This window comes from Terrabacter sp. 2RAF25, assembly GCF_052115265.1.
Lineage (GTDB): Bacteria > Actinomycetota > Actinomycetes > Actinomycetales > Dermatophilaceae > Terrabacter.
Genome location: NZ_JBFRGJ010000002.1, coordinates 828,973 through 849,776 on the forward strand (window position 1 = coordinate 828,973; position 20,804 = coordinate 849,776).

21 protein-coding genes are annotated in these 20,804 nt (G+C 70.3%); 9 read left to right on the forward strand and 12 right to left on the reverse strand.

Annotated features, from left to right (window positions below):
* Positions 1–67 precede the first annotated feature (67 nt).
* Both AB4091_RS07065 and AB4091_RS07070 read right to left on the reverse strand, forming a co-directional pair.
* The gene (locus AB4091_RS07065; protein WP_442291018.1) at positions 68–1,177 is read right to left on the reverse strand and encodes a hypothetical protein; all 1,110 of its coding nucleotides are present in this window, start codon (positions 1,175–1,177) and stop codon (positions 68–70) included.
* Positions 1,174–1,707, reverse strand: coding sequence for a SigE family RNA polymerase sigma factor (locus AB4091_RS07070; protein ID WP_442291019.1), 534 nt, complete (start codon positions 1,705–1,707; stop codon positions 1,174–1,176). Before AB4091_RS07070 ends, AB4091_RS07065 begins: the two co-directional genes overlap by 4 nt.
* 299 nt (positions 1,708–2,006) lie before the next feature.
* Between AB4091_RS07070 and AB4091_RS07075 the strand changes: the two genes are divergently transcribed.
* The 6 genes from AB4091_RS07075 to rplI all read left to right on the forward strand — a co-directional run bounded on the left by AB4091_RS07075 (position 2,007) and on the right by rplI (position 7,763).
* Entirely contained in the window at positions 2,007–4,265 is a 2,259-nt protein-coding gene (locus AB4091_RS07075; protein ID WP_442291020.1) for a transglycosylase domain-containing protein, read from the forward strand.
* Positions 4,266–4,313: 48 nt separating this feature from the next.
* On the forward strand, positions 4,314–5,708 hold the full coding sequence (locus AB4091_RS07080; protein WP_442291021.1) for a glycosyltransferase 87 family protein: 1,395 nt from the start codon (positions 4,314–4,316) through the stop codon (positions 5,706–5,708).
* A 246-nt stretch (positions 5,709–5,954) separates the two neighbouring features.
* A complete protein-coding gene (gene rpsF, locus AB4091_RS07085) occupies positions 5,955–6,242 on the forward strand; it encodes a 30S ribosomal protein S6 (protein ID WP_442291022.1) in 288 nt (95 codons plus the stop codon).
* Between the two features lie 60 nt (positions 6,243–6,302).
* A complete protein-coding gene (locus tag AB4091_RS07090; protein WP_442291023.1) occupies positions 6,303–6,935 on the forward strand; it encodes a single-stranded DNA-binding protein in 633 nt (210 codons plus the stop codon).
* Between the two features lie 114 nt (positions 6,936–7,049).
* Positions 7,050–7,286: a 30S ribosomal protein S18 gene (gene rpsR / locus AB4091_RS07095; RefSeq protein WP_013494395.1), complete on the forward strand. Its 237-nt coding sequence runs from the start codon at positions 7,050–7,052 to the stop codon at positions 7,284–7,286.
* A gap of 30 nt (positions 7,287–7,316) precedes the next feature.
* Positions 7,317–7,763 carry a 50S ribosomal protein L9 gene (gene rplI / locus AB4091_RS07100; protein ID WP_442291024.1) on the forward strand — a complete coding sequence of 149 codons (447 nt, stop codon included), beginning with the start codon at positions 7,317–7,319 and terminating at the stop codon, positions 7,761–7,763.
* Positions 7,764–7,852: 89 nt separating this feature from the next.
* Here rplI and AB4091_RS07105 read toward each other — a convergent pair whose 3' ends face one another.
* Positions 7,853–8,290: a DUF6299 family protein gene (locus AB4091_RS07105; RefSeq protein WP_442291025.1), complete on the reverse strand. Its 438-nt coding sequence runs from the start codon at positions 8,288–8,290 to the stop codon at positions 7,853–7,855.
* 307 nt (positions 8,291–8,597) lie between these two features.
* On the opposite strand from AB4091_RS07105, the gene AB4091_RS07110 reads away from it, so the two are divergent.
* The gene (locus AB4091_RS07110) at positions 8,598–9,119 is read left to right on the forward strand and encodes a DUF4262 domain-containing protein (protein WP_442291026.1); all 522 of its coding nucleotides are present in this window, start codon (positions 8,598–8,600) and stop codon (positions 9,117–9,119) included.
* The gene (locus AB4091_RS07115; protein ID WP_442291027.1) at positions 9,091–10,122 is read left to right on the forward strand and encodes a hypothetical protein; all 1,032 of its coding nucleotides are present in this window, start codon (positions 9,091–9,093) and stop codon (positions 10,120–10,122) included. The genes AB4091_RS07110 and AB4091_RS07115 overlap by 29 nt, the downstream gene beginning before the upstream one ends.
* A gap of 78 nt (positions 10,123–10,200) precedes the next feature.
* Here AB4091_RS07115 and AB4091_RS07120 read toward each other — a convergent pair whose 3' ends face one another.
* The 5 genes from AB4091_RS07120 to AB4091_RS07140 form a co-directional block, all read right to left on the reverse strand.
* Entirely contained in the window at positions 10,201–11,232 is a 1,032-nt protein-coding gene (locus AB4091_RS07120; protein ID WP_442291028.1) for a LacI family DNA-binding transcriptional regulator, read from the reverse strand.
* Positions 11,229–12,749, reverse strand: a complete 1,521-nt coding sequence (locus tag AB4091_RS07125) for a GH1 family beta-glucosidase (protein ID WP_442291029.1) — start codon at positions 12,747–12,749, stop codon at positions 11,229–11,231. Before AB4091_RS07125 ends, AB4091_RS07120 begins: the two co-directional genes overlap by 4 nt.
* Complete coding sequence (locus tag AB4091_RS07130) at positions 12,746–13,618, reverse strand: carbohydrate ABC transporter permease (protein ID WP_442291030.1); 873 nt, start codon at positions 13,616–13,618, stop codon at positions 12,746–12,748. Before AB4091_RS07130 ends, AB4091_RS07125 begins: the two co-directional genes overlap by 4 nt.
* Positions 13,615–14,613, reverse strand: a complete 999-nt coding sequence (locus AB4091_RS07135) for a carbohydrate ABC transporter permease (protein WP_442291031.1) — start codon at positions 14,611–14,613, stop codon at positions 13,615–13,617. The genes AB4091_RS07130 and AB4091_RS07135 overlap by 4 nt, the downstream gene beginning before the upstream one ends.
* An 81-nt stretch (positions 14,614–14,694) precedes the next feature.
* Entirely contained in the window at positions 14,695–16,032 is a 1,338-nt protein-coding gene (locus AB4091_RS07140; protein ID WP_442291032.1) for an ABC transporter substrate-binding protein, read from the reverse strand.
* Positions 16,033–16,237: 205 nt separating this feature from the next.
* Between AB4091_RS07140 and iolC the strand changes: the two genes are divergently transcribed.
* The gene (gene iolC, locus AB4091_RS07145; protein WP_442291033.1) at positions 16,238–17,212 is read left to right on the forward strand and encodes a 5-dehydro-2-deoxygluconokinase; all 975 of its coding nucleotides are present in this window, start codon (positions 16,238–16,240) and stop codon (positions 17,210–17,212) included.
* Between the two features lie 277 nt (positions 17,213–17,489).
* Here the strand turns inward: iolC and AB4091_RS07150 are convergent, their stop codons facing one another.
* The 4 genes from AB4091_RS07150 to AB4091_RS07165 all read right to left on the reverse strand — a co-directional run bounded on the left by AB4091_RS07150 (position 17,490) and on the right by AB4091_RS07165 (position 20,643).
* A complete protein-coding gene (locus AB4091_RS07150) occupies positions 17,490–18,836 on the reverse strand; it encodes an MATE family efflux transporter (protein WP_442291034.1) in 1,347 nt (448 codons plus the stop codon).
* On the reverse strand, positions 18,833–19,543 hold the full coding sequence (locus AB4091_RS07155; protein ID WP_442291035.1) for a DNA alkylation repair protein: 711 nt from the start codon (positions 19,541–19,543) through the stop codon (positions 18,833–18,835). Before AB4091_RS07155 ends, AB4091_RS07150 begins: the two co-directional genes overlap by 4 nt.
* A gap of 97 nt (positions 19,544–19,640) precedes the next feature.
* Positions 19,641–20,261: a class I SAM-dependent methyltransferase gene (locus AB4091_RS07160; RefSeq protein ID WP_442291036.1), complete on the reverse strand. Its 621-nt coding sequence runs from the start codon at positions 20,259–20,261 to the stop codon at positions 19,641–19,643.
* Positions 20,262–20,367: 106 nt separating this feature from the next.
* Complete coding sequence (locus AB4091_RS07165; protein WP_442291037.1) at positions 20,368–20,643, reverse strand: DUF2277 domain-containing protein; 276 nt, start codon at positions 20,641–20,643, stop codon at positions 20,368–20,370.
* Positions 20,644–20,804 lie beyond the last annotated feature (161 nt).

Genomic DNA, 20,804 nt, shown 5'->3' on the forward strand with positions numbered 1-20,804 from the left:
CCGCAACACACCGAGCAAGTCGTGACGTGCTCGGTGTGTTGCGCCTGGCCGGCGTCTGCGCCGGCGGTCAGGGCCGGGGGTCGGGGGTGAGGGTGTAGACGGCGATGAAGCCGACGCCGTGGTCGGGGCGCGCACCCTGGGCGACGAGGCGCAGGCTGCGGGCGGCGCCCGCCGGCACGGGGACGACACCGGAGGCGCCGTACCCGCGGCCCTGGGCGCCGTCGCGCAGACCTTCGAGCCGCAGCTCCGTGGTGCCGTCCGGCGCCGAGGTGCCGGTCAACCCGTCACCCGCCGAGCCCCAGTTCACGAGGACCGGGCCGGTGGTCGGCAGATCGAGCTGTGGCAGCCCCCCGGTGGCGAGGGGCCCGCTCGAGACGGCCGTCAGGCGGTAGCGGTAGCCCTGGTGCTCGACGGCCTCCGGTAGGGCGGCCCGCGTCGTGCCGGCCCCGTCGCGGATCGCGCGGCGGTCGCCCTGCTCGTAGACCGCGCCGACGATGCGCACGCCGGGAAGGTCCAGCTGCCTTCCGGTCTTGCCGTCGACGACCCTCATGACCACCTCTTCACGCCTGCCGAGCGTCAGCTCGGGCCAGCCCTGACCCGGCTCGCCGGGCTCCCAGCCGCCGACGGGCAGGTCGCGGTCGGTGGGGGCGGAGTCACGGCAGCCCGTGCCGAAGTAGCCCTCGGCGCCCTGGAGCATGATGCGCAGCTGGGCGCGCTGGAGCAGCGCCTGGTCGGCGCCCGGGAGGTAGCACTCACCCGTCAGGCTCACGTGCGTCGTGGTCGGGGTCCAGTCCGCCGTGATGAGCGATCCGCCCACCGACCCGATGACTCCGACGCCGAGGTGGTCGCCCGCGACGTTCGCCCGCAGGCGCAGGCCGTCCCTGGTGATGTCGCCGGGTGCGTCGGGGACGGTGCGCAGCGGCATACCGTCGGCGCCGAGCATCGGGGCCACGCTCGACGGCGTACCGGCGGGGACGGACGGGGCCGGCCGGCCGACGCTCGTCATGACGCCGACGGCGAGAGCTACGACGGCGAGGGCGGCCCCCGCGCCGGCCGTAGTGGCCCGGCGGCGCTTGGTCTGCATCACCCGGGCGGCGACGCCGGCGCGGAAGTCGGGGGCGGTGCCGAGATCGTCGGCGTGGGCGGTGAGCTCCTCGCGGAGGTCGGTGAGGTTCATCGGGCACGCTCCTCGTCGCGTTCGCCGTCGCGTTCGTCATCGCAGGCCGGGCGCAGGCTGGGGTCGATGCGGAGCTTGGCGAGCGCCCGGCTCGCCTGGCTCTTCACGGTGCCGACCGAGCACTGCATGATCTCGGCGGTCTCGGCCTCGGAGAGGTCCTCGTAGAAGCGGAGCACGACGACCGCACGCTGCCTCTTCGGCAGGCGCTCGAGGGCGCGCCACAGGTCGGTGCGTTCGTCGACGCGTACGTCGTCGGGGCGTCGGCTCCCGGCAGCGCACTCCGGCAGCTCGGCGGTCGCCTCCTCGCCGTTCCAGCGGCGCCGCCACCAGCTCGAGTACGTGTTGACCATGATCCGCCGGACGTACGCCTCCGGCTGGCCCTCGATGCGCCCCCAGGCGAACCACGCCTTCGACAGGGACGTCTGCACGAGGTCCTCGGCCAGGGCGCGGTCGTGGGTGAGCAGGTATGCCGTGCGCAGCAGTCGCGTGGACCGGCTGGCCACGAAGTCGTCGAAGGAGGCGTGGTTCACCGTGCCTCCCCCTGTCATCGGCACCGTCGTCGGCGGGTGGGCCGCGTGGCCCCTCCCTGCCCCGGTGGTGTGCGTCGTCGTCGTCACATCCTGTTGGACCGGGCGGCGCGGGTGAAAGGTTGCACGGCTGCCGGGTATGTCGCATTAAGCCCGTGACGGGGCTCGACCGGCGCCTGTGAGCGCCGTGTGAGGGTCGTGTGAGCCACACCCTCCGTTTTGGGCGCGAGGGCATGCGTCGGGTCATACTGGGAGGCGGCTCGGGAGGATCTCTCGGGCCTCATCACTGAACGGAGCAGGTTGTGACGCAGAGCAGGCGCGAGGTCCGCGCTGCCCAGCTGGCCACCGGTGGCGGCCGCGGAGGCCGTCGCGATGACGGAGGCCGCGACGGCGGCGCCGGGTCTTCCGAAGGCCACGACGGCGAGGGCCGCACCGGCTGGAAGAAGTGGGCGCTCGGCACCCTGAAGTGGGGCTCGATCACCGCCGGCGTGCTGCTCGTCCTCGGCACCATCGGTGTCGTCATCGCCTACAACCAGACCGTGATCCCGCAGCCGAACGACCTTGCCAACAAGCAGGTCTCGATCGTCTACTACTCCGACGGCAAGACCGAGCTCGACCGCATCGCCGTCCAGGACGGCAACCGCGAGTCGGTGAAGCTGAACCGCGTGCCCAAGTACGTCCAGGACGCCCACATCGCCGCCGAGGACCGCACGTTCTACCAGAACAACGGCATCTCGGTCGGCGGCATCCTGCGCGCCGTCAAGACCAGCGTCACGGGCGAGGCCCAGGTCGGTGGCTCCACGATCACCCAGCAGTACGTCAAGAACTACTTCCTGACCCAGGACCGCACCCTGAGCCGCAAGGCCAAGGAGATCCTCATCGCCGTCAAGATCGACGGCCAGCTCTCCAAGCAGGAGATCCTCGAGAAGTACCTCAACACCATCTACTACGGTCGCGGCGCCTACGGCATCCAGAGCGCGGCCAAGGCGTACTTCGGCAAGGACGTCGGCAAGCTGACCGTCTCCGAGGGGGCCGTGCTCGCCTCGGTCATCAACGCTCCCTCGCTCTACGACCCCGCCAACGGCGACCGCGCCAAGGCCAACCTCGAGAAGCGCTACGCGTACGTGCTGAACGGCATGGCCGAGGAGGGCTGGCTCAGCGCCGCCGACCGGGCCAAGCGCACCGAGCTGCCGAAGATCCTCCCCTACACGGGCGTCAAGTCCTCGTCCGGTCCCAACGGCTACATCACGGCCCAGGTCAAGCGCGAGCTGCTCACGACCGGCCTCACCGACCGCGAGATCGACAACGGCGGGCTGCGCATCGTCACGACCATCGACAAGAAGGCCCAGACGGCCGCGGTCGCGGCGATGAAGGACAACCTGCCGAAGCGGGTCACCGGCGGCCTCGTCGCGATCAAGCCCGGCGACGGCGCGGTCGTCGCGATGTACGGCGGCCCCGACTACGCGAAGGACCAGCTCAACACCTCGACGCAGGCGATCATGCAGGGCGGCTCCAACTTCAAGCCGTTCGGCGTCCTGGCTGCGGTGCGCGAGGGGATCTCGACGAAGACGAAGTTCGACGGCGACACACCGCAGACGATCGCCGGCACGAAGATCAACAACTTCGAGGACACGTCCTACGGCAAGGTCGACATGCGCCGGATGATCGGGCGCTCGATCAACACCGCGTTCGTCAACCTCAACGAGCAGATCACGCCGGCCAAGACGAAGCAGGCCGCGATCGACGCCGGCATCCCCGAGCGCACCCCGGGCCTCGGCACCGACCTCACCAACATCCTCGGCACGGCGTCACCCCACGTCATCGACATGGCCTCGGCCTACTCGACGATCGCGTCCCAGGGCATCCGCACCAAGCCCTACTTCGTCAAGAAGGTGACCTCGTCGGCCGGGGACTTCACCTACACCGCGAAGCCCGAGACCAAGCGGGCGTTCGACCAGGACGTCACGGCCGACGTCACCGACGCCATGACCTACACGGTCAAGCCGGGTGGCACCGCGACCAAGATCGGTCGCACGCTCGACCGCCCGGTCGCCGGCAAGACCGGCACCTCGGAGGAGAACCGGTCGAAGTGGTTCTCCGGCTTCATCCCGCAGCTGGCCGTGTCGGTGGGCATGTACAAGCCGACCCCGGACGGCAAGAGCAGCCAGACGCTCACTCCGCAGGAGTCGTCGCTCTTCGACGGCTCGACCATCCCGGCGAACATCTGGCTCGACTTCATGAAGGTCGTCACCGACAACATGGAGGTCCAGGAGTTCCCGCAGCGTGCCGGAGTCGGCGACGACAAGGTGCCGACCCCCACGCCGACCTTCACGCCGCCGCCGGTGACCACGACCCAGCAGCCGACCACCACGCAGGCGCCGACCACCACCACCAGCACGACAGCGCCGCCCACGACCACGCAGCAGCCGACGAAGACCAACGGCACCGGCAAGCCGACGCCGCCGCCGACGAAGACGCAGAAGCCGACGATCACCATCCCGTTGCCCGGCCAGAGCACGACCAATCCGGGTGCCGGTGGCGGAGGCGGCGGCGGCGGGTGAGGTCGACCGTGACCGGGGTGACCGGCTCGTGAACAAGGTGACCCGCGCATGACCGGGGGGATCCCGACCGGGCGCGCCGGCCAAGGGGTCGACGACCCCGTCGTGCGGGCTGCCTCCGAGGTCATCGGGGGCCCCCGCGGACGGTATGCCGCCGCGCGTGAGCTGCCCTGGCTGCTCACGGCCGCCGTGCTCTCCGCGCTGACGGCGGTCACGGCGGGGCTCGGCATCCTGCTGCGCGCGCCGTGCCTGCGCACCGGGTTCAGCGGCGACACCCAGTTCTGGAGCGCCTGCTACGCCGACCTGCCGACCGCCTACCGCGACGCGAACGTCAAGGCCGGCCTCGCCGCATACCTCCAGGGTGGCGACGGGGCACCAGTCACTGGTCAGCCTCCGGTCACCGGCCTCGTGCTCACGGCGCTCGCGAGCCTGGGGCCCGACGGGGGGTCGCTGCGTACGCGCGCCGCCTGGTACTTCGCGCTGTGGTCGGTGCTGCTGACCCTGCTGCTGCTGGCAGTCGTCTGGCTGGTCGCCTCCTCGGCCGCGCGTCCCTTCTCGGCCGCGCAGGTGGCCGTGTCGCCGGTGGCGGCGCTCGCCGTGTTCGTGTCGGCCGACCTGCTCGGTGTCGCCCTCGCCACCGCCGGCATGTGGGCGTGGTCGCGGCGCAATCCGACCCTCGCCGGCGTCCTGCTGGGCCTTGCCATCGGCGCCCGCTCCTACCCGGTGCTCATCGTCGTCGCGATCGTGCTGCTCGGGGTCCGCTCGGGCCGGCTGCGCGCGGCGGGCCGCACGGCCGGCTACGCGCTGCTGACGTTCGGTGCGCTGTTGTCGGCGACGTGGCTGCTCAACCGCGGCGCTGCCGCCTCGCCCTACCAGGACTGGGCCTCCGCGCCGGCCGGCTACGGCTCCCCGTGGCTGCTGCCCCAGCTCGCCGGCCACCCGCTGCCCGACGGCGCCGTGACCGCACTCGCCGTCCTCGGCTGGCTGGTGGCGCTGCTCGTCGGCGCGGTGCTGGCGCTCTCGTCGGCCCGGCGACCGACCCTGGCCGAGGTGTCGCTCGTGATGGTCGGCATCGTGCTCGTCACGGGCAAGTCGTTCACGGTGCAGAGCTCGCTGTGGCTGTTGCCGCTCGTCGCCTGGTGCGCCCTGAAGTGGCGCGACCACCTCGTCTGGGCCGGCGCCGAGGCCCTGAACTTCGTCGCCGTCTGGCTCACCATCGCAGCGACTTCGAAGCCCGACCGCGGTATGCCGCCGCAGTGGTACGCGTTCTTCTCGATGCTGCGCGTCGTCGCGGTGCTGTGGCTGGTGGCCGTCGTCTGGCTGCGCGCCCGTGAGCGGTGGGGTGGCTCTGTCGGCGGGTCGGACGCGGGGTCGGGCTCGGAGCACGACGACCTCGCGGGGCCGATGGCCGGCGCCGAGGACCGCCTCATCGTCCGCTTCTCCTGAGCGGTCGGGTGGGCGCCCGTGCTCGGCGGTTCGATTTCTTCGTATGCCGGGTGGCCCGGTACTCTGGCCAAGTTCGTCGTGTGCCCTGCAGCCTGTGGATGTGGCCGACCCGGTGTCGGTGACCTCTGCAAGGCTGGGACCCGGCTGGAAGACCAGGCGGGGCCAGGCCCACGGCGGGACGAATGCAACCCTCCTGTCACGAGAGAGACTCGTGACCGCCGAGACCAGAGGAGGTGGGTTAGAAGCATGCGTCAGTACGAACTCATGGTCATCCTCGACCCGGAGACCGAAGAGCGCACCGTCGACAAGACGATGGACAAGTTCCTCACCGTCGTGAAGAACGACGGCGGCAGCGTCGACAACGTCGACATCTGGGGCCGTCGCCGCCTCGCCTACGACATCAAGAAGAAGTCCGAAGGCATCTACGTCGTCGTCACGATGTCTGCTGAGCCGGCCACGGCCCAGGAGCTCGACCGCCAGCTGAACCTCAGCGAGTCGGTCATGCGCACCAAGCTGCTGCGCCCCGGCGCCTGATTCCAGCGACCTGTTACTGAACTGCTCGATCACCCAAAGAAGGACTGAACGGAGCCACGCATGGCAGGCGACACCGTCATCACGATCATCGGCAACCTGACCGCCGACCCCGAGCTGCGTTTCACGCCGTCCGGTGCTGCGGTCGCGAACTTCACCGTGGCCTCGACGCCGCGGCAGTTCGACCGCCAGAGCAATGAGTGGAAGGACGGCGAAACGCTGTTCATGCGCTGCTCGGTGTGGCGCGACGCGGCAGAGAACGTTGCCGAGTCGCTCCAGCGTGGCATGCGTGTGATCGTCTCCGGCCGTCTCAAGTCTCGTTCCTACGAGACCAAGGAGGGCGAGAAGCGCACCGTCGTGGAGATGGACGTCGACGAGATCGGCCCGTCCCTGCGCAGCGCGACCGCGAAGGTCAACAAGACCCAGCGCGGTGCCGGCGGTGCAGGCGGTGGCGGCTTCGGCGGCGGTCAGGGCGGCCAGGGTGGCGGCTGGAGCGGTGGCTCCGGCAGTGGCTCCGGCGGCGGCCAGGCCGAGGACCCGTGGGCGACCGGTGCCAGCGCCGGTGGCCAGGGCGGCGGCAACCAGGGTGGCTGGGGACAGTCCTCCGGTGGCGCCCAGCCCGCGGCTCAGCCCGCGGGCGGCCAGCAGGGCGGTGGCTGGGGCTCTGCTCCCAGCTACGACGAGCCCCCCTTCTGATCGAGCAGGTCAGCACCGTCGTCCGGTTGAGCGAACCGGACGACACACCCCAGTAGTTCACGAACCATCCCGGGGCACGAACCCCGGGCTCTCATCAAGAAGGAGAGCACCACGATGGCAAAGCCCGTTGTGCGCAAGCCCAAGAAGAAGGCCAACCCGCTGAAGGCGGCGAAGGTCGAGAACATCGACTACAAGGACACCGCGCTCCTGCGCAAGTTCATCTCCGACCGCGGCAAGATCCGCGCGCGTCGCGTGACCGGTGTGTCCGTCCAGGAGCAGCGTCTCATCGCCACGGCCGTCAAGAACGCCCGTGAGATGGCCCTGCTGCCCTACTCGAGCTCGGCTCGCTGAGCCCAGCCGCTCGAGAACCAGGAGAACATCATGAAGCTCATTCTCACGCACGAGGTCTCGGGTCTCGGCGAGGCCGGCGACATCGTCGAGGTCAAGGACGGCTACGGCCGCAACTTCCTGCTCCCGCGCGGTCTCGCGACCGCCTGGACCAAGGGTGGCCAGAAGCAGGTCGACGCCCTGACGAAGGGCCGTGAGGTCCGTTCGATCAAGGACCTCGACCAGGCCAAGGGTGTCAAGGGCCAGCTCGAGGCCACCTCGGTCAAGGTCCCGGCGAAGTCCGGCCAGTCGGGTCGTCTCTTCGGTGCCGTCAGCAACGGCGACATCGCCGCTGCGGTCAAGGCAGCCGGTGGCCCCGAGCTCGACAAGCGCAAGATCGAGGTGAAGCAGGCCATCAAGACGCTCGGCTCCTACGAGGCGACCGTCCGTCTGCACCCCGAGGTCGCGGCGACCCTCAAGTTCGAGGTCGTCCCCGCCTGAGCGCAGCTCGCCTGCACATCACACAGCACGGCCGAAGGGCCGGGAACCGCGTCGCGCGGGTCCCGGCCCTTCGCCGTGCGGCGTTCTCGTCAGCCGCGCCGGACGACCGCCACGGACGTGTCGAAGAGGTTCCACGGGGTGTTGCCCGCGGTGTCGGTCACCTCGACGTGACCGTGCACCCAAGCGCGACCCGGGCCCAGTGAGCCGGCCGGCGCCGTGACCCTCCAGTCGCGGGTCGTGCCGTCGCACGTGACGGCGACCGAGGCCGAGGTGGCGACACCGGAGCGGGTGACCAGCTCGACGCCGATCGTCCCGGGCCCGGAGGTCGACGCGGCATCGGGAACGGTGCAGGAGTAGGTGCCGCTCAGGGTCACCTGTCCGGCCGCGAGCCGGGCCTGACGGTCGACGGTGACGGTGCTGTCGTCGGGCGCACCCCCGGCCTGGGCCGGCGCGACCGCGAGGGCGGTCGCCGTGAGGGCGGCGGAGGCGGCGAGTGTGACAGCGGTGCAGGTGCGCGCGATGGACATGTGTGGATCCCCTTGTCTGGTGGGCTCGCTCGTCGAGCCACATGCCATCCAGAACTCATGGAGCACCCGGTCGGTTGTCACACCGCCGGAACATTTTTCTCCCCCCTCTCCAGTCGAGTGGGCACTTTGCCGGGAAGGCAGTGGAGCCCGCCGCGCCTCCCCTTCCAGTCCAGTGGGCAATTTGCTGACCTTCGCTCGTCCACACCCCCAGGACCGGAAGTGCGCTTGTCCCCAAGCTCGACTCTTGACCGCACATCGGGTCAGCCGGGTCGGCAAAGTCGGGGCACGGCTCGCGACAGGAGGACAGATGGACGAGGTCAGATTCACGCAATGGCTTGATCAGGAGGATCGCCGGGTGAGCGAGTTCATCAGGCGCTACGGCTGCTCCTTGGAGCACGTGATGCCGTGCGACGGAGACACCGTGCGCACCAGCTTCTGCTACACGATCGGCCTCTTCGGCCTGGGTCATCCGGAGCTGCTGGTCTTCGGCCTCGACCAGGCGAGCGCCGGCGGTCTGCTCAACCATCTCTACGCGATGATCTCGGGTGGGCGTGATCTCGTTCCGGGGGAGGAGCTGACGTTCGCCGGACACGACGAGAAGTATCTCGTCGAGGAGGTTCCGAATCCCGGGGACATCGTGTTCGGCGCGAATCGTCACTACCGCCGCCCGTCGGAGTTCTCGGTGCCGGTCCTGCAGCTGACCTGGTCGGTGAACGGCGCCTTTCCCTGGGAGCGCGGATACCCGTACGCCGAGGACCGGCAGCCTCGACCCGGCACCTTCGACGCGAGGGTGGAGGAGGATGGCGGGCCTTGTAGTTGCGGGCATTGAGCTGATGACGGGCTCGAACAACGGGCGCCCTTCGCGGCCGTTCCTGACGGCCCCCTTGCGTCGGGGCGGAATCTCGGGCTCGTTCCTCGACTCGCCAACCCTGTTTCGACCGACACGAGGCGTCCGTGCGATCGAGCCTCCTGTCGATCTCCTCGAGCGGGCCGCCGGGCTGCTTCCAGTGCTTCCCTTCGATGCCGCGTTCTCGCACGTGACCGCAGCAAAGCTGCTCGGCCTCCCCCTGTCGTATGCCGTGGAGGAGGATGACCGGCTGCACGTGACCATGACGCTCGACACGAGGCGCATGCGGCGCCCCGGTGTCGTGGCGCACCGCGCGTTGCATCCGCGGCGTCTCGTCGCGGTGGCGGGGCTTCCCGTCGTCGCGCCCGCCGACACCTGGGTCGACATGGGTGAGCTGGTTGGAAGGGGCAAGCCGGTCGGGTTGGACGATCTCATCGTGCTCGGTGACGCGGTGGCGACCCGCAGCAACACGATCCAGCCCATGCGCAGCGCCTTGGCGGCTCGTGTCCGCCCTCGAGGCAAGGCTGCGCTTCTGGAGGCGCTCATTGAGATCCGTTGGGGTGCAGCCTCACCGCGTGAGACCTTGACCCGGCTGATGCTGGTCCGCTGCGGGCTGCCAGAACCGCTCCTCGGACGAGCGGTCATCAGTCCAGGCGGCTTCTTTCTCGGTGTTGCCGATCTGCTCTGGGAGGAGCAGCGTGTTGTCGGCGAGTATCAGGGCGAGGCCTTTCATGACGGGAAGGTCGAACGCGAACGGGACGCGCGACGTCGGTCCGGCTTCGAGCGACGTGGCGCCTACCGCGTGGAAGAGGTGTGGAGGCGAGACCTGAGCACGACCCCCGATCGACGTGCATGCATCCTGAGGTTCGCGGATGCGCTCAGAGTTCCGTCGAGTGCGCTCGACCTCGGCAATGCGGAGCCGCGGTTCTTCTCGTCCCACGCGATGGACCTCGCCATCCAGCGCGACATGATGCGCCGTAGGTGAGGTGGAGGGGTCGCTTCCACGGCCGGCCGGCCGCAAAGTGCCCACTCGACGAGGGGGGAGGTGTCGAGGGCGTACGCGTCAGGTGGAGTCGCGCTCGACGAGCTTGGTGGTGAGCGTCGTGACCCGGGGCGGGGTCTCGCCGCCGAGCAGGCGCAGCAGCGTGTCGGCCATGACCACGCCCATCTCCTGCGCCGGCTGGGCCACCGTCGTCAGGCCGACCTTGCCGCGGGTGGCGTACGGGCTGTCGTCGAAGCCGACGATGGCGACGTCGCGGGGCACCGAGAGCCCCCGTTCCTCCAAGGCGACGAGGGCACCGCTCGCCATGAGGTCGCTCGCGACGAAGATCGCGTCGATGTCGGGGTGCTCGTCGACGAGGGCCAGGGCGGCCCGGATGCCGCCGGCCTCGGTGAAGTCGCCACGGCCGACGCGGTGGTCGGACAGTCCGGCCGCGGTCAGGGCGTCGTGCCAGCCGAGCTCGCGGTCGACGGATGCGGGCATGTCTTCCGGGCCGGTGATCGTGGCGATGTTGCGGCGGCCACGGGCGATGAGGTGCTCGACGCCGTGCCTCGCACCGGCCCGGTTGTCGACGTCGATGTAGTAGTCGCCGGGGTTCGCGACGTCGCCGAGCGGCCGGCCGCCGAAGACGACGGGGAGCGACCGGCCGAGCGAGGCGAGGAAGTGGTCGCCGGAGTGGTGCGACACGACGAGCGCACCGTCGACGTTGCCGCCGAGCAGGTAGCGCCGGGTCTTTTCCGACGGAGAGCTCGGGTGCGTCAGCTGCAGGTTGAGCACGTAGTCGCTGTCGTCGAGCCGGTCGCTGATGCCCTGGACCACGTCGGCGAAGTACGGGTCTCCGAAGAAGCGGTGCGCGTCCTCGGGCACGACCAGGGCCATCGACATCGTCGCGCGTGCCACGAGCGACCGGGCGGCGCGGTTCGGCACGTAGTTGAGCTCGGCGATGGCCTTCTCGACGACGGCGAGGACGTCGGGGCTCACCCGTGGCGAGCCGTTGATGACGCGCGAGACCGTGGCCCGCGACACGCCGGCCACCCGGGCGACCTCCTCGAGGGTGGGTCGTCCGACCGGCGCTGCCAGGGTGCCGTCGCTCATGCCTCGGAGCCTCCTGCGGGTGTGTCGCCCCTGTCGTCGGTGGCGACAGCGTCTCCGGCGGGGAGCAGCTGGCGCGTCGCGATGATGCGGGCGTAGTCGAGGGCGCTCGCCTTGGGCGTGCGCACCTGGGTGTCGTAGTCGACTCGGACGATACCGAAGCGCTTCGCGTAGCCCCAGGCCCACTCGAAGTTGTCGAGCAGCGACCAGTAGAAGTAGCCGCGCACGGGCACCCCGGCGTCGACCGCGTCGAGGATCGCGCCGAGGTGCGCCCGGACGTATGCCGTGCGGCCGCGGTCGTCGACGAAGCCCTCCCCGTCGGCGACGTCGTCGAAGGCGGCCCCGTTCTCGGTGACGTGCAGCGCGACTCCCGCCGGACCGGCATACTCCTGCTGCAGCCGCACGAGCAGGCGGGTGAGGCCCTCGGGCTGGATCTCCCAGTCCATCGCGGTGACGGGCAGGCCGCGCGGGTGGCGGTGGGCGGAGTCGGCGGCCGGGAAGGGCGAGCGGGTCTCGCGGCCCCCGTTGAGCGCGTCGTCGAGCGCCGACTCCGGCTGCTCGTGACCGATGGCCTCGCCGTTGTAGTAGTTGACGCCGAGGACGTCGATCGGCGTCGAGATGACCTCGAGGTCGCCATCCAGGATGTGGTCCTCGAGTCCCAGGTGGCGGACGTCCTCGAGGAGGTCGGCGGGGTACTCGCCGCGGAAGACCGGGTCGAGGAAGATCCGGTTCATCTGACCGTCGATGCGCCGGGCGGCGTCGACGTCGCGCGGGTCCGACGGGTCGAGCGGGTCGGCGACGGTGAAGTTGAGCGTCAGCCCGAGCTCGAGCGAGGCGTCGCGTGCCCGTAGCTCCTGGACGACGCGGCCGTGAGCGAGCAGCAGGTGGTGTGCTGCCGCCAGCCCGTCGGCCGGTGACGTGCGCCCCGGGGCGTGCATGCCGGCCGTGTAGCCGAGGAACGCCGAGCAGAACGGCTCGTTGAGGGTGGTCCACGTGCGCACCCGGTCACCGAGCCGGTCGTGGACGGCGAGCGAGTAGTCGACGAAGCGATCGACCGTTTCGCGCGACGTCCAGCCGCCGCGGTCCTCGAGGGCCTGCGGCAGGTCCCAGTGGTAGAGGGTGAGCCAGGGCGCGATGCCGGCCTCGAGGAGCGAGTCGACGAGGCGCTCGTAGAAGTCGAGGCCCTTGGCGTTGATGGGGCCGCCGTCGGGGCAGACCCGGCTCCACGACGTCGAGAAGCGGTACGACTGCATGCCGAGCGACTTCATGAGCTCGACGTCGGCGGCATACCTCGTGTGGTGCTCGCACGCGACGTCGCCGTTGTCGCCGCCGACGACGGCTCCCGGCGTGTGCGCGAAGGTGTCCCAGATCGAGTCGGTGCGGCCGTCGACGTGCCGGGCGCCCTCGATCTGGTAGGCCGCCGTCGCGACCCCGAGGACGAAGTCCTGCGGCACTGGGCGAGCCTGCGCGGCAAGGGTTCTCGCGGACGTGCGCAGCGAGGTGGTGGTGTTGGCGGTCATCCCTTGACTGCTCCTTGCATGATGCCGGAGACGAGCTGCTTCCCGGCGACGATGAACAGGACGATGAGGGGCAACGCCATGAGCACGACCCCGTTGAGCACGAGCGAGTAGTCGACGAAGTGCGCGGCCTGCAGCTGCTGCAGGGCAACGGGCAGGGTGGGGTTGCCCGGGTCGAGCACGATGAACGGCCAGAAGAAGTTGGTCCACGTCGCGATGAAGGTGAAGAGAGCGAGCATCGCGGCGCCGGGCCGGGCGGCCGGCAGCGCGACGGACCAGAAGGTGCGCAGCGTCGAGGCGCCGTCGACGCGAGCGGCCTCGATGAGCTCGTCGGGCAGCGCCTCCTGGAGGTACTGCGTCATCCAGAAGACGCCGAAGGCGCTCACCGCGCTGGGCAGGATGACGGCCCAGACGCTGCCGATCCACCCGAGCTTGCTCATGACGATGAAGAGCGGCACGATCCCGAGCTGGGTCGGCACCGCCATCGTCGTGATGACGAAGACGAGCAGGCCCGATCGGCCCCGGAAGCGCAGCTTCGCGAAGGCGAAACCGGCCAGCGCCGAGAAGAGGACGACGAGCAGCGACACCGTGCCGCTGACGAGCACGCTGTTGCCCAGGGCCTTCCAGAACGGCACGCTCGTGACGACGGTGGCCGCGTTCTGCAGGAAGTGGCCGCCCGGGACGAGCGAGTACGGGTCCTGCACGATGGCCGCCGCGTCCTTGCTGCCGATGACGAACGACCACCAGAGCGGGAACGCCGACGCGAGCAGCACGACGGTCAGGACCACGTATGCCGTCCGACCGGCCCGGGTGCGGCGGACCAGCCGGGTGCGGCGGGTTCCGGGCGGGCGGTGCGGGGTCGTGGCGGTCATCGCTGTCCCTTCGAGGCGATCCGGCGGGTGACGAGGAAGTTGACGAGGGCGAAGACGACGACGATGAGGAAGAGCATCCAGGCGACGGTGGCGGCGCGGCCGAAGTTCTTCTGGGTCCAGCCGAGCTGGTAGAGGTAGAGGGTCACCGTCTGCCACTGGCGGTCGGCTCCGCCGAGGCCGTACTGGTCGTACATCCGGGGCTCGTCGAAGATCTGCAGCCCACCGATGGTCGAGGTGATGACGACGAAGATGATCGTCGCCCGCAGCTGCGGGACGGTGATGGAGAAGAAGGTGCGCACCCGGCCGGCGCCGTCGATGAGGGCGGCCTCGTAGTAGTCCCGCGGGATCGCCTGCATCGCGGCGAGGAAGATGAGCGCGTTGTAGCCGGTCCACCGGAAGTTGACCATCGTCGCGATGGCGAGGTGGCTCGGCAGCACCTCCTTGTGCCACTGCACCGGGTCGACGCCGATGAGGCCGAGCAGGTGGTTGACGAGACCGAACTTGTCGCCGAAGAGGTCGCTGAAGACCAGCGCCACCGCCACCGGGGCGACGACGTAGGGCAGCAGCACGCCCATCCGCCAGAAGGTGCGGGCCCGCAAGCCGCTGTCGAGGGCGGCCGCGATGAGCAGTGCCGCGATGACCTGCGGCACGCTCGAGAGCAGGAAGATGCTGATCGTGTTCTTGAGGGCGTTCCAGAAGAACGGCTGCCCCAGCACGTCGGCGTAGTTCTTGAGGCCGACGAAGTCGCCTTGGCCGCCGATGAGGCTCCACCGGTGCAGCGAGACCCACGCGGTGTAGAGCAGTGGAAAGAGCCCGACGATAGCGAAGAGGATGAAGAACGGGCTGACGTACGCGTACGGCGAGGCCTTCTCGTCGAGCTTCGTCAGGCGGCGGCGCCACTGCGAGCGGGGCTTCACGGGCGAGCGCGGCGAGACCGTGCGGGCGTCGCGGGTCGCCGCGGAGGCCGGCGTGCGGTCAGTGGTCTGGAGGGGCATGGGTGGCTCCGATCGTCGGGTGGACGGCCCGGTGGGGAGGGGGCTGCGCCGGGCCGTCCACGGGCCGGCTGAGGTATCAGGTCAGCCGAGGGCCTTGACGTCGTTCACCCACTTGTCCCAGGACTCCTGCGGCGAGGTGCCCTGCTCGACGCGGGTGAGCGCCTGCTGCATCGCGTCGTTGATCGCGAAGTAGTGGGTGCCCTTGTACGGCGTGATCGTCACGGCCTTGGCGCGGTCGGCGAAGATCTGGCCGGTGGGTGCGTTGTTGAAGGAGGCGACCTTGAAGGCGAGCAGGTCCTGGCTCTCGAGGGCCTTCGTCTGGCTCGGGAAGGCGCCGACCTTCTTGAAGGCCTTGACCTGCTGCTCGGGGGCGGTCAGCCAGTTGGCCAGCTCCTGCGCCTCCTTGGGGTGGGCGCTCTGCTTGGGCACGGTGAGGTAGCTGCCGCCCCAGTTGCCGCCGCCACCGGGGAAGGTGTTGGCGACGTCCCAGCCCTTGACGCCCTTGGCGTTGCCCTCGATGACACCGACCATCCAGCCGGGGCAGAGCATCGTCGCGAAGCCGTCCTTCTGGTAGCTCGCGGTCCAGTCGTCGCCCCACTGCTGGAGCTTGGCCGACAGGCCGTCGGTGATGCCGGCCTGGATCACCTGGTCGTAGATCTTCTTGACGGCCGCGTTGTCGGTGGCCGTGATCGCGTCGTCGCTCGGGTTCTCGTAGGCGGCCTCGAGCTGGTTGACCATGCCCTGGTAGGTGGCGCCGATGCTGTCGAAGAAGGGGACCTTCGACTTGGCCTTGAACTGCTTGCCGGCGGCGAAGTAGCTCTCCCACGTGTTGCCGAAGAGCTTGGCGACGGACTCGCGGTCGCTCGGGAGGCCAGCGGCCTTGAAGAGGTCGCTGCGGTAGCAGATCGCCTCGGGGCCGGAGTCCGTGCCGTAGCCGATGAGGTGGCCCGCGGCGTCGGTGGCCGCCTTGGCCTTCCAGTCGAGCCAGCGTCCGTCGGTGTCGGCGCTCTTGAGGTCGGTGAACTTGTCGGAGAACTGGAGCATCTCCGGCAGCCAGTCGACCTCGACGGCCTCGACGTCGGCCATGCCGCTGCCGGCGGACAGGCGGGTGAAGAAGTTGTCGCGGGCCTCGTTCGAGGTCGCGGCCTTCTTGTGGGTGACCTTGATGTTCGGGTGGGTCTTCTCGAACTCGGGCAGGAGCTCCTCGTAGCCGAACTGGTTGAACGTCGCGAGGGTCAGCGTGACCTTCCCACCGCCGGCGGAGGTCGCCGTGCCGGCCTGGGTGGCGGTGCCGTCGCCGCCCGAGCTCGAGCTGCAGGCCGAGAGGGCGAGCAGCCCCAGGGTGATGCTGACGGTGGCGAGGGCCACGTGGCGCGAGCGCACGGTGGGCGTGCCGGTCCGCATGGAACGGGATGTCATGGAGAGCTCCTTCGGTCTCATCCCCGGATGGGTGTGGGAGCGCTCTCCGTGCGTGGAGGGGAAGTGTGAGAGCGCTCTCACGGGAGAGAATGGAGGGCGTGGGGTGTCGCCGTCAAGACCCGTGACCATTCCGTGACACCGCGTGACGGCTGCCCGGCGGCTAGCGTGGTGCGCTCAGGCACCGTCGCCGAGCGAGAGGCTCCCGATGACGAGCACGTCCACCTACGACCTCGTGGCGATCGGGCGCGTCGGCGTCGACCTCTACCCGTTGCAGCACGGCGTGCCTCTCGACGAGGTGCGCACCTTCGAGAAGTTCCTCGGCGGCAGCGCCGCCAACGTCAGCGTCGCGGTCGTGCGTCACGGGCGACGGGTTGCCCTGGTGAGCGCCGTGGCCGACGACGCCTTCGGTCGCTTCGTGCACCGCGAGCTGCTGCAGCTCGGCGTCGATGACGCCCACGTCCAGACCCTCAGCGGCGGACCGCCCACCCCGGTCACCTTCTGCGAGATCTTCCCGCCCGACAGCTTCCCCATCTGGTTCTACCGTTACCCCACCGCCCCTGACCTGCTCATCACCGCGGATTCCATTCCGCTGCAGGCGATTCGGCAAGCGCGGGTCCACTGGTCAACCGCGACCGGGCTCAGCCAGGAGCCGAGCCGGGCAGCGCACCATGCGGCCTGGGAGGAGCGTGGCCGGGCTCCGCTGACCGTTCTCGACCTCGACTACCGTGCCATGTTCTGGCCGGACCGCGACGAGGCCCGGCGGCGGGTCCGAGATGCCCTGGGCAAGGTCACCGTCGCCGTCGGCAATGCCGAGGAGTGCGAGGTCGCCACCGGCGAGTCCGACCCCGAGCGCGCGGCTGACCGGCTGCTCGAGGCCGGGGTCGAGCTCGCCGTCGTCAAGCTCGGTCCCCGCGGCGTGCTCGCCGTGACGCCGAGTGAGCGGGTGTCGGTCGGGCCGTTCCCGGTGCGGGTCGTCAACGGCCTGGGGGCCGGCGACGCGTTCGGTGGTGCGCTCGTGCACGGACTGCTGGAGGACTGGGACCTCGAGCGGGCGCTGCACTTCGCCAACGTGGCCGGTGCGCTAGTCGCGGGGCGGTTCGAGTGCTCCACCGCGATGCCGACGACGGCGGAGGTGCAGGAGCTGCTGTCCGACGTCGAGGTGGCCGACGGCGCCTTCTGACGCGCCCGCGCATTCGAATACGTCGAACCGGGGTGCCCCGGGAATGAGAAAACCCGCCTCTGCTGGTCTTGTCGCCGAACTCGGCCAGCAGAGGCGGGTGCCCTTTGACCCGGTGATCCGACAGGGGGAGGAGATCACCGAGTCGCACAGGAGCAACTCACGAGATCGACTATGAATGCCGCACCTTAAAGAAGGCTGGGAATGCGGTAGTAGTTGCCTCTGACTCAGCGACGGCGCCTCTCGGCCAAGGGGTTGGTGGTCACCTGGGGGCGCCGGGTCAGCGGGCGCCGGTGACCATCCAGGCGTCACCGCGGGCCCGCCACCCGAGCACCACAGCGCGGATGACCATGAACGCCGTGAAGGCCGCCCAGAGCACGACGACGTCACGGCTGGGGGAGCCGCTCGGCCCTGCGGTGCGCACGACGAGGATGAACGGCAGGTACGCGACGAAGGTGACGACCATGCCCCACGCGAGCCAGGCGCCGTCGCCGGCGCCGATCAGCACGCCGTCCAGCACGAAGACGTAGCCGGCGACCGCCTGCCCGAGGCCCACGACCACGAGAGCGGCCCCGAGGGCTCCCCGCACGGCAGGGTCGGTGGTGAAGAGCGGCGGGATGACCGAGTGGAGGGCGGCCAGCAGCAGGCCCAGACCGAGGCCTCCCCAGACGCCCCAGCGCACCATCGTGCCCATCGCGACGCGCACCCCCTCGCGGTCGCCGGCGCCCAGGGCGCGACCGGTGATCGCCTGCCCGGCGATCGCGAGGGCGTCGAGCGCGAACGCGAGGAACGACCACAGAGTCATGGCGACCTGGTGGGCGGCGAGCGGCACGTCACCGAGCGAGGCCGCTACCCACGTCGTGACCACCAGCGTCGCGCGCAGGGCCAGGGTGCGCACGAGCAGGGGTATGCCGGTGCGCGCGGCCGCGAGGACGCGCCCGGGGTGGGGGCGCAGCCGGGCCTGCCGCGCCCGCGACCTCGCGAGCAGCACGCCGACGAGGGCCAGGCCCATGCCGGTCTGCGCGATGACGGTGCCCCACGCGGAACCGGCTATGCCCCAGTGCAGTCCGTAGACGAAGAGGAGGTTGAGGGCGATGTTGGCCCCGAAGCCGACGACCGACGCCACGAGGGGCGTCGTGGTGTCCTGGAGGCCACGCAGTACGCCGGTGACCGCGAGGATCACGAGCATGGCCGGGATGCCGAAGGCGGAGATGCGCAGGTAGGTCGTCGCCTGCTCCAGCGCGGCAGGTGACGCCCCGAACACCGCACTGATCGGACGGGCCCCGGCGGCGACCACTGCGGCCGTGACGACTCCGAGGCCGATCGCGAGCCAGAGGCCGTCGATGCCGGCGCTGATCGCCGAGCTCTCGTCGCCGGCGCCGAGATGGCGGGCGACGACGCTCGTCGTGCCGTACGCGAGGAAGACGAAGATGCCGGCGGCCGTGACGAGGGCGGCGCTCGCGACCCCGAGCCCTGCGAGCTCGGCCGTGCCGAGGTGGCCGATGATGGCCGAGTCGGCGAGGAGGAAGAGCGGCTCGGCGATGAGGGCGAGGAACGCCGGAACCGCCAGCCGGACGATCTCGCGCCGGTGACCCGGGTGACCTGCGTCGGCGGTCGGCCCGCTCACGCCGGCGCCTCGAGGTGCTTGAGCGCCTCGCGTCGCGACAGGCCCGAGAGGTGCGGGTGCGCCGCGACGAAGGCGAGCACCCAGTCGGGGTCGTGCCGCGCGTGGTCTCGCAGGGCCCAGCCGATCGCCTTGCGGCTGAAGAACTCCCGGTCGTCGATGTTCGGCTCGATGACGTCGGCGAGCAGGGACTGGTCGAGCCGCGCACCCGCACCGACCTGGCAGATGATCGCCGCACGGCGCACCCACAGCGAGTCGGCTGCCGCCCACTCTCGCATCCTCAGGCCCTCGACCGACGGGGTGGCGAGAACGGTGTCGCGGACCAGGTGCGTCGCGATGTCGTCGACGACGTCCCACCAGGCACCGGACCGGATCAGGCTCTGCCACAACGGCATCGCGTCGCTGTCGACCCACGCTCGGTAGGGGCGGTGGCGCGCGAGGGCGATGGCGGCATACCACTGCTCGCGGTGCGTGGCGCCATCCCAGAGTGCCGTGACGGTGGCCACCCACTGGTCGCGCGACTCCATCGTGAAGACCGGGTCGCGCAGCAGGGGAGCGAGGGTGGCCTTGAGCTGCGGCGAGGTGAGACCGAAGTACGGCATCGCCGACTTCATGTAGCGCTGCTGGCCGGCCGCGCGGACCGGGTCAGCCTGCTGCTCGAGAGCGGCCCGCACCGCCGACACGAGGTCGGGGTGCGGACCGGTCTTCATGCGCCCACCGTAGTCCGCGCGTCGGACGGGACTTCAGCCGTCCAGAACCCTCAGGTCGAGGGCGGGGTCACCAGGAGCCAGCGCCCGGAGGGAGTGGTCAGCGCTTGGTTGCGCGGCCGAGGTAGCCGAAAGCCCACGGACGCATGAGCTTCGGCAGCGGGAGGTAGGCGCGGTCGACCTGCTCGATGACGAGTCCGGACTGCTCGACGAGTTCGTCGATGGGCCGGGTCAGGTGGCAGCCGTCGAAGACCCTCTTCTGGAGCGGCTCGAGACGTGTCTGCCAGCGTCGGATCCCCTCGTCGGGCGAGAGGCCGTGCTCGAGGAAATGCAACGCTCCGCCCGGGCGCAGCACGCGGCGCACCTCGGACAGGGCGGCCGCGGCATCAGGGATGGTGCACAGGGTCAGGGTCGAGAGCACGCTGTCGACGCTGGCGTCGGGCAGGTCGAGCCGCTGCCCGTCGAGGCCGCCGCGTTCGATGGGGATCGGGCTGCCCGCGCGGGCTTCGGCGCCGAGGCCCCAGCCGACGTCGGAGGGCTCGACCGCGATGACCCGGGTGACCTCGACCGGGTACAGGCCGATGTTGTTGCCGCTGCCGAACCCGAGCTCGAGGACCTCGCCCCGCAGACCGGCGCAGGCGCGGCCGCGTGCCTCACGGATCGCGGGGCTCTCGTTGCCGGCGACGAGTCGCGGTGTGACCTGTCTCGCCCAGAAGCCCATGCCGGCAGCGTAGGCGGGTCAGCCCGCCCGCAGGGTGATGACGGGGATGTCCGGAGGCGCGAGCACGCGGACGGGCGGGCCCCGGGCGCCGGACCCGCGGCCGGGCTCAGGCGGGGGTGCCGAAACGGATGGCGTTGCGCTCGCGAGCCTTCTGACGCTCGACGTCACGGTCCTTCGGAGGAGCGCTCGTGGTCAGGTGCTCGAGCAGGTGCTGGGTCGCGTGGGCGATCGCCTCGACCGCCTCGTCGAACGCGTGCTGGTTGGCCTGACTGGGCTTGGTGCTGCCGCTGACCTTGCGGACGTATTGCAGCGCGGCGGCGCGCACCTCGTCGGACGTCGCGGCGGGCTCGAAGTTGTGGAGCTGTCGGATGTTGCGGCACATGCGTACGACTCTAGGTCGCCCGTCCCACGGACAGACCCTGCGGGCGCGGGTCTGGCTGAACGGCATACGCCCTCGTCAAAGGCGTGGTAAAGGGTGGCCCACGCTTTGGTGACGCCGGCACGCATCGGCATTGTGGAAAACCCCACAGGCAGGGCGGGGTT

Coding starts and splice junctions, on each gene's coding strand:
- AB4091_RS07065 (WP_442291018.1), bottom strand. CDS start 1,177: ATGAACCTCACCGACCTCCGCGAGGAGCTCACCGCCCACGCCGACGAT.
- AB4091_RS07080 (WP_442291021.1), top strand. CDS start 4,314: ATGACCGGGGGGATCCCGACCGGGCGCGCCGGCCAAGGGGTCGACGAC.
- rpsF (WP_442291022.1), top strand. CDS start 5,955: ATGCGTCAGTACGAACTCATGGTCATCCTCGACCCGGAGACCGAAGAG.
- AB4091_RS07090 (WP_442291023.1), top strand. CDS start 6,303: ATGGCAGGCGACACCGTCATCACGATCATCGGCAACCTGACCGCCGAC.
- rpsR (WP_013494395.1), top strand. CDS start 7,050: ATGGCAAAGCCCGTTGTGCGCAAGCCCAAGAAGAAGGCCAACCCGCTG.
- rplI (WP_442291024.1), top strand. CDS start 7,317: ATGAAGCTCATTCTCACGCACGAGGTCTCGGGTCTCGGCGAGGCCGGC.
- AB4091_RS07105 (WP_442291025.1), bottom strand. CDS start 8,290: ATGTCCATCGCGCGCACCTGCACCGCTGTCACACTCGCCGCCTCCGCC.
- AB4091_RS07110 (WP_442291026.1), top strand. CDS start 8,598: ATGGACGAGGTCAGATTCACGCAATGGCTTGATCAGGAGGATCGCCGG.
- AB4091_RS07115 (WP_442291027.1), top strand. CDS start 9,091: ATGGCGGGCCTTGTAGTTGCGGGCATTGAGCTGATGACGGGCTCGAAC.
- AB4091_RS07120 (WP_442291028.1), bottom strand. CDS start 11,232: ATGAGCGACGGCACCCTGGCAGCGCCGGTCGGACGACCCACCCTCGAG.
- AB4091_RS07125 (WP_442291029.1), bottom strand. CDS start 12,749: ATGACCGCCAACACCACCACCTCGCTGCGCACGTCCGCGAGAACCCTT.
- AB4091_RS07130 (WP_442291030.1), bottom strand. CDS start 13,618: ATGACCGCCACGACCCCGCACCGCCCGCCCGGAACCCGCCGCACCCGG.
- AB4091_RS07135 (WP_442291031.1), bottom strand. CDS start 14,613: ATGCCCCTCCAGACCACTGACCGCACGCCGGCCTCCGCGGCGACCCGC.
- AB4091_RS07140 (WP_442291032.1), bottom strand. CDS start 16,032: ATGACATCCCGTTCCATGCGGACCGGCACGCCCACCGTGCGCTCGCGC.
- iolC (WP_442291033.1), top strand. CDS start 16,238: ATGACGAGCACGTCCACCTACGACCTCGTGGCGATCGGGCGCGTCGGC.
- AB4091_RS07155 (WP_442291035.1), bottom strand. CDS start 19,543: ATGAAGACCGGTCCGCACCCCGACCTCGTGTCGGCGGTGCGGGCCGCT.
- AB4091_RS07160 (WP_442291036.1), bottom strand. CDS start 20,261: ATGGGCTTCTGGGCGAGACAGGTCACACCGCGACTCGTCGCCGGCAAC.
- AB4091_RS07165 (WP_442291037.1), bottom strand. CDS start 20,643: ATGTGCCGCAACATCCGACAGCTCCACAACTTCGAGCCCGCCGCGACG.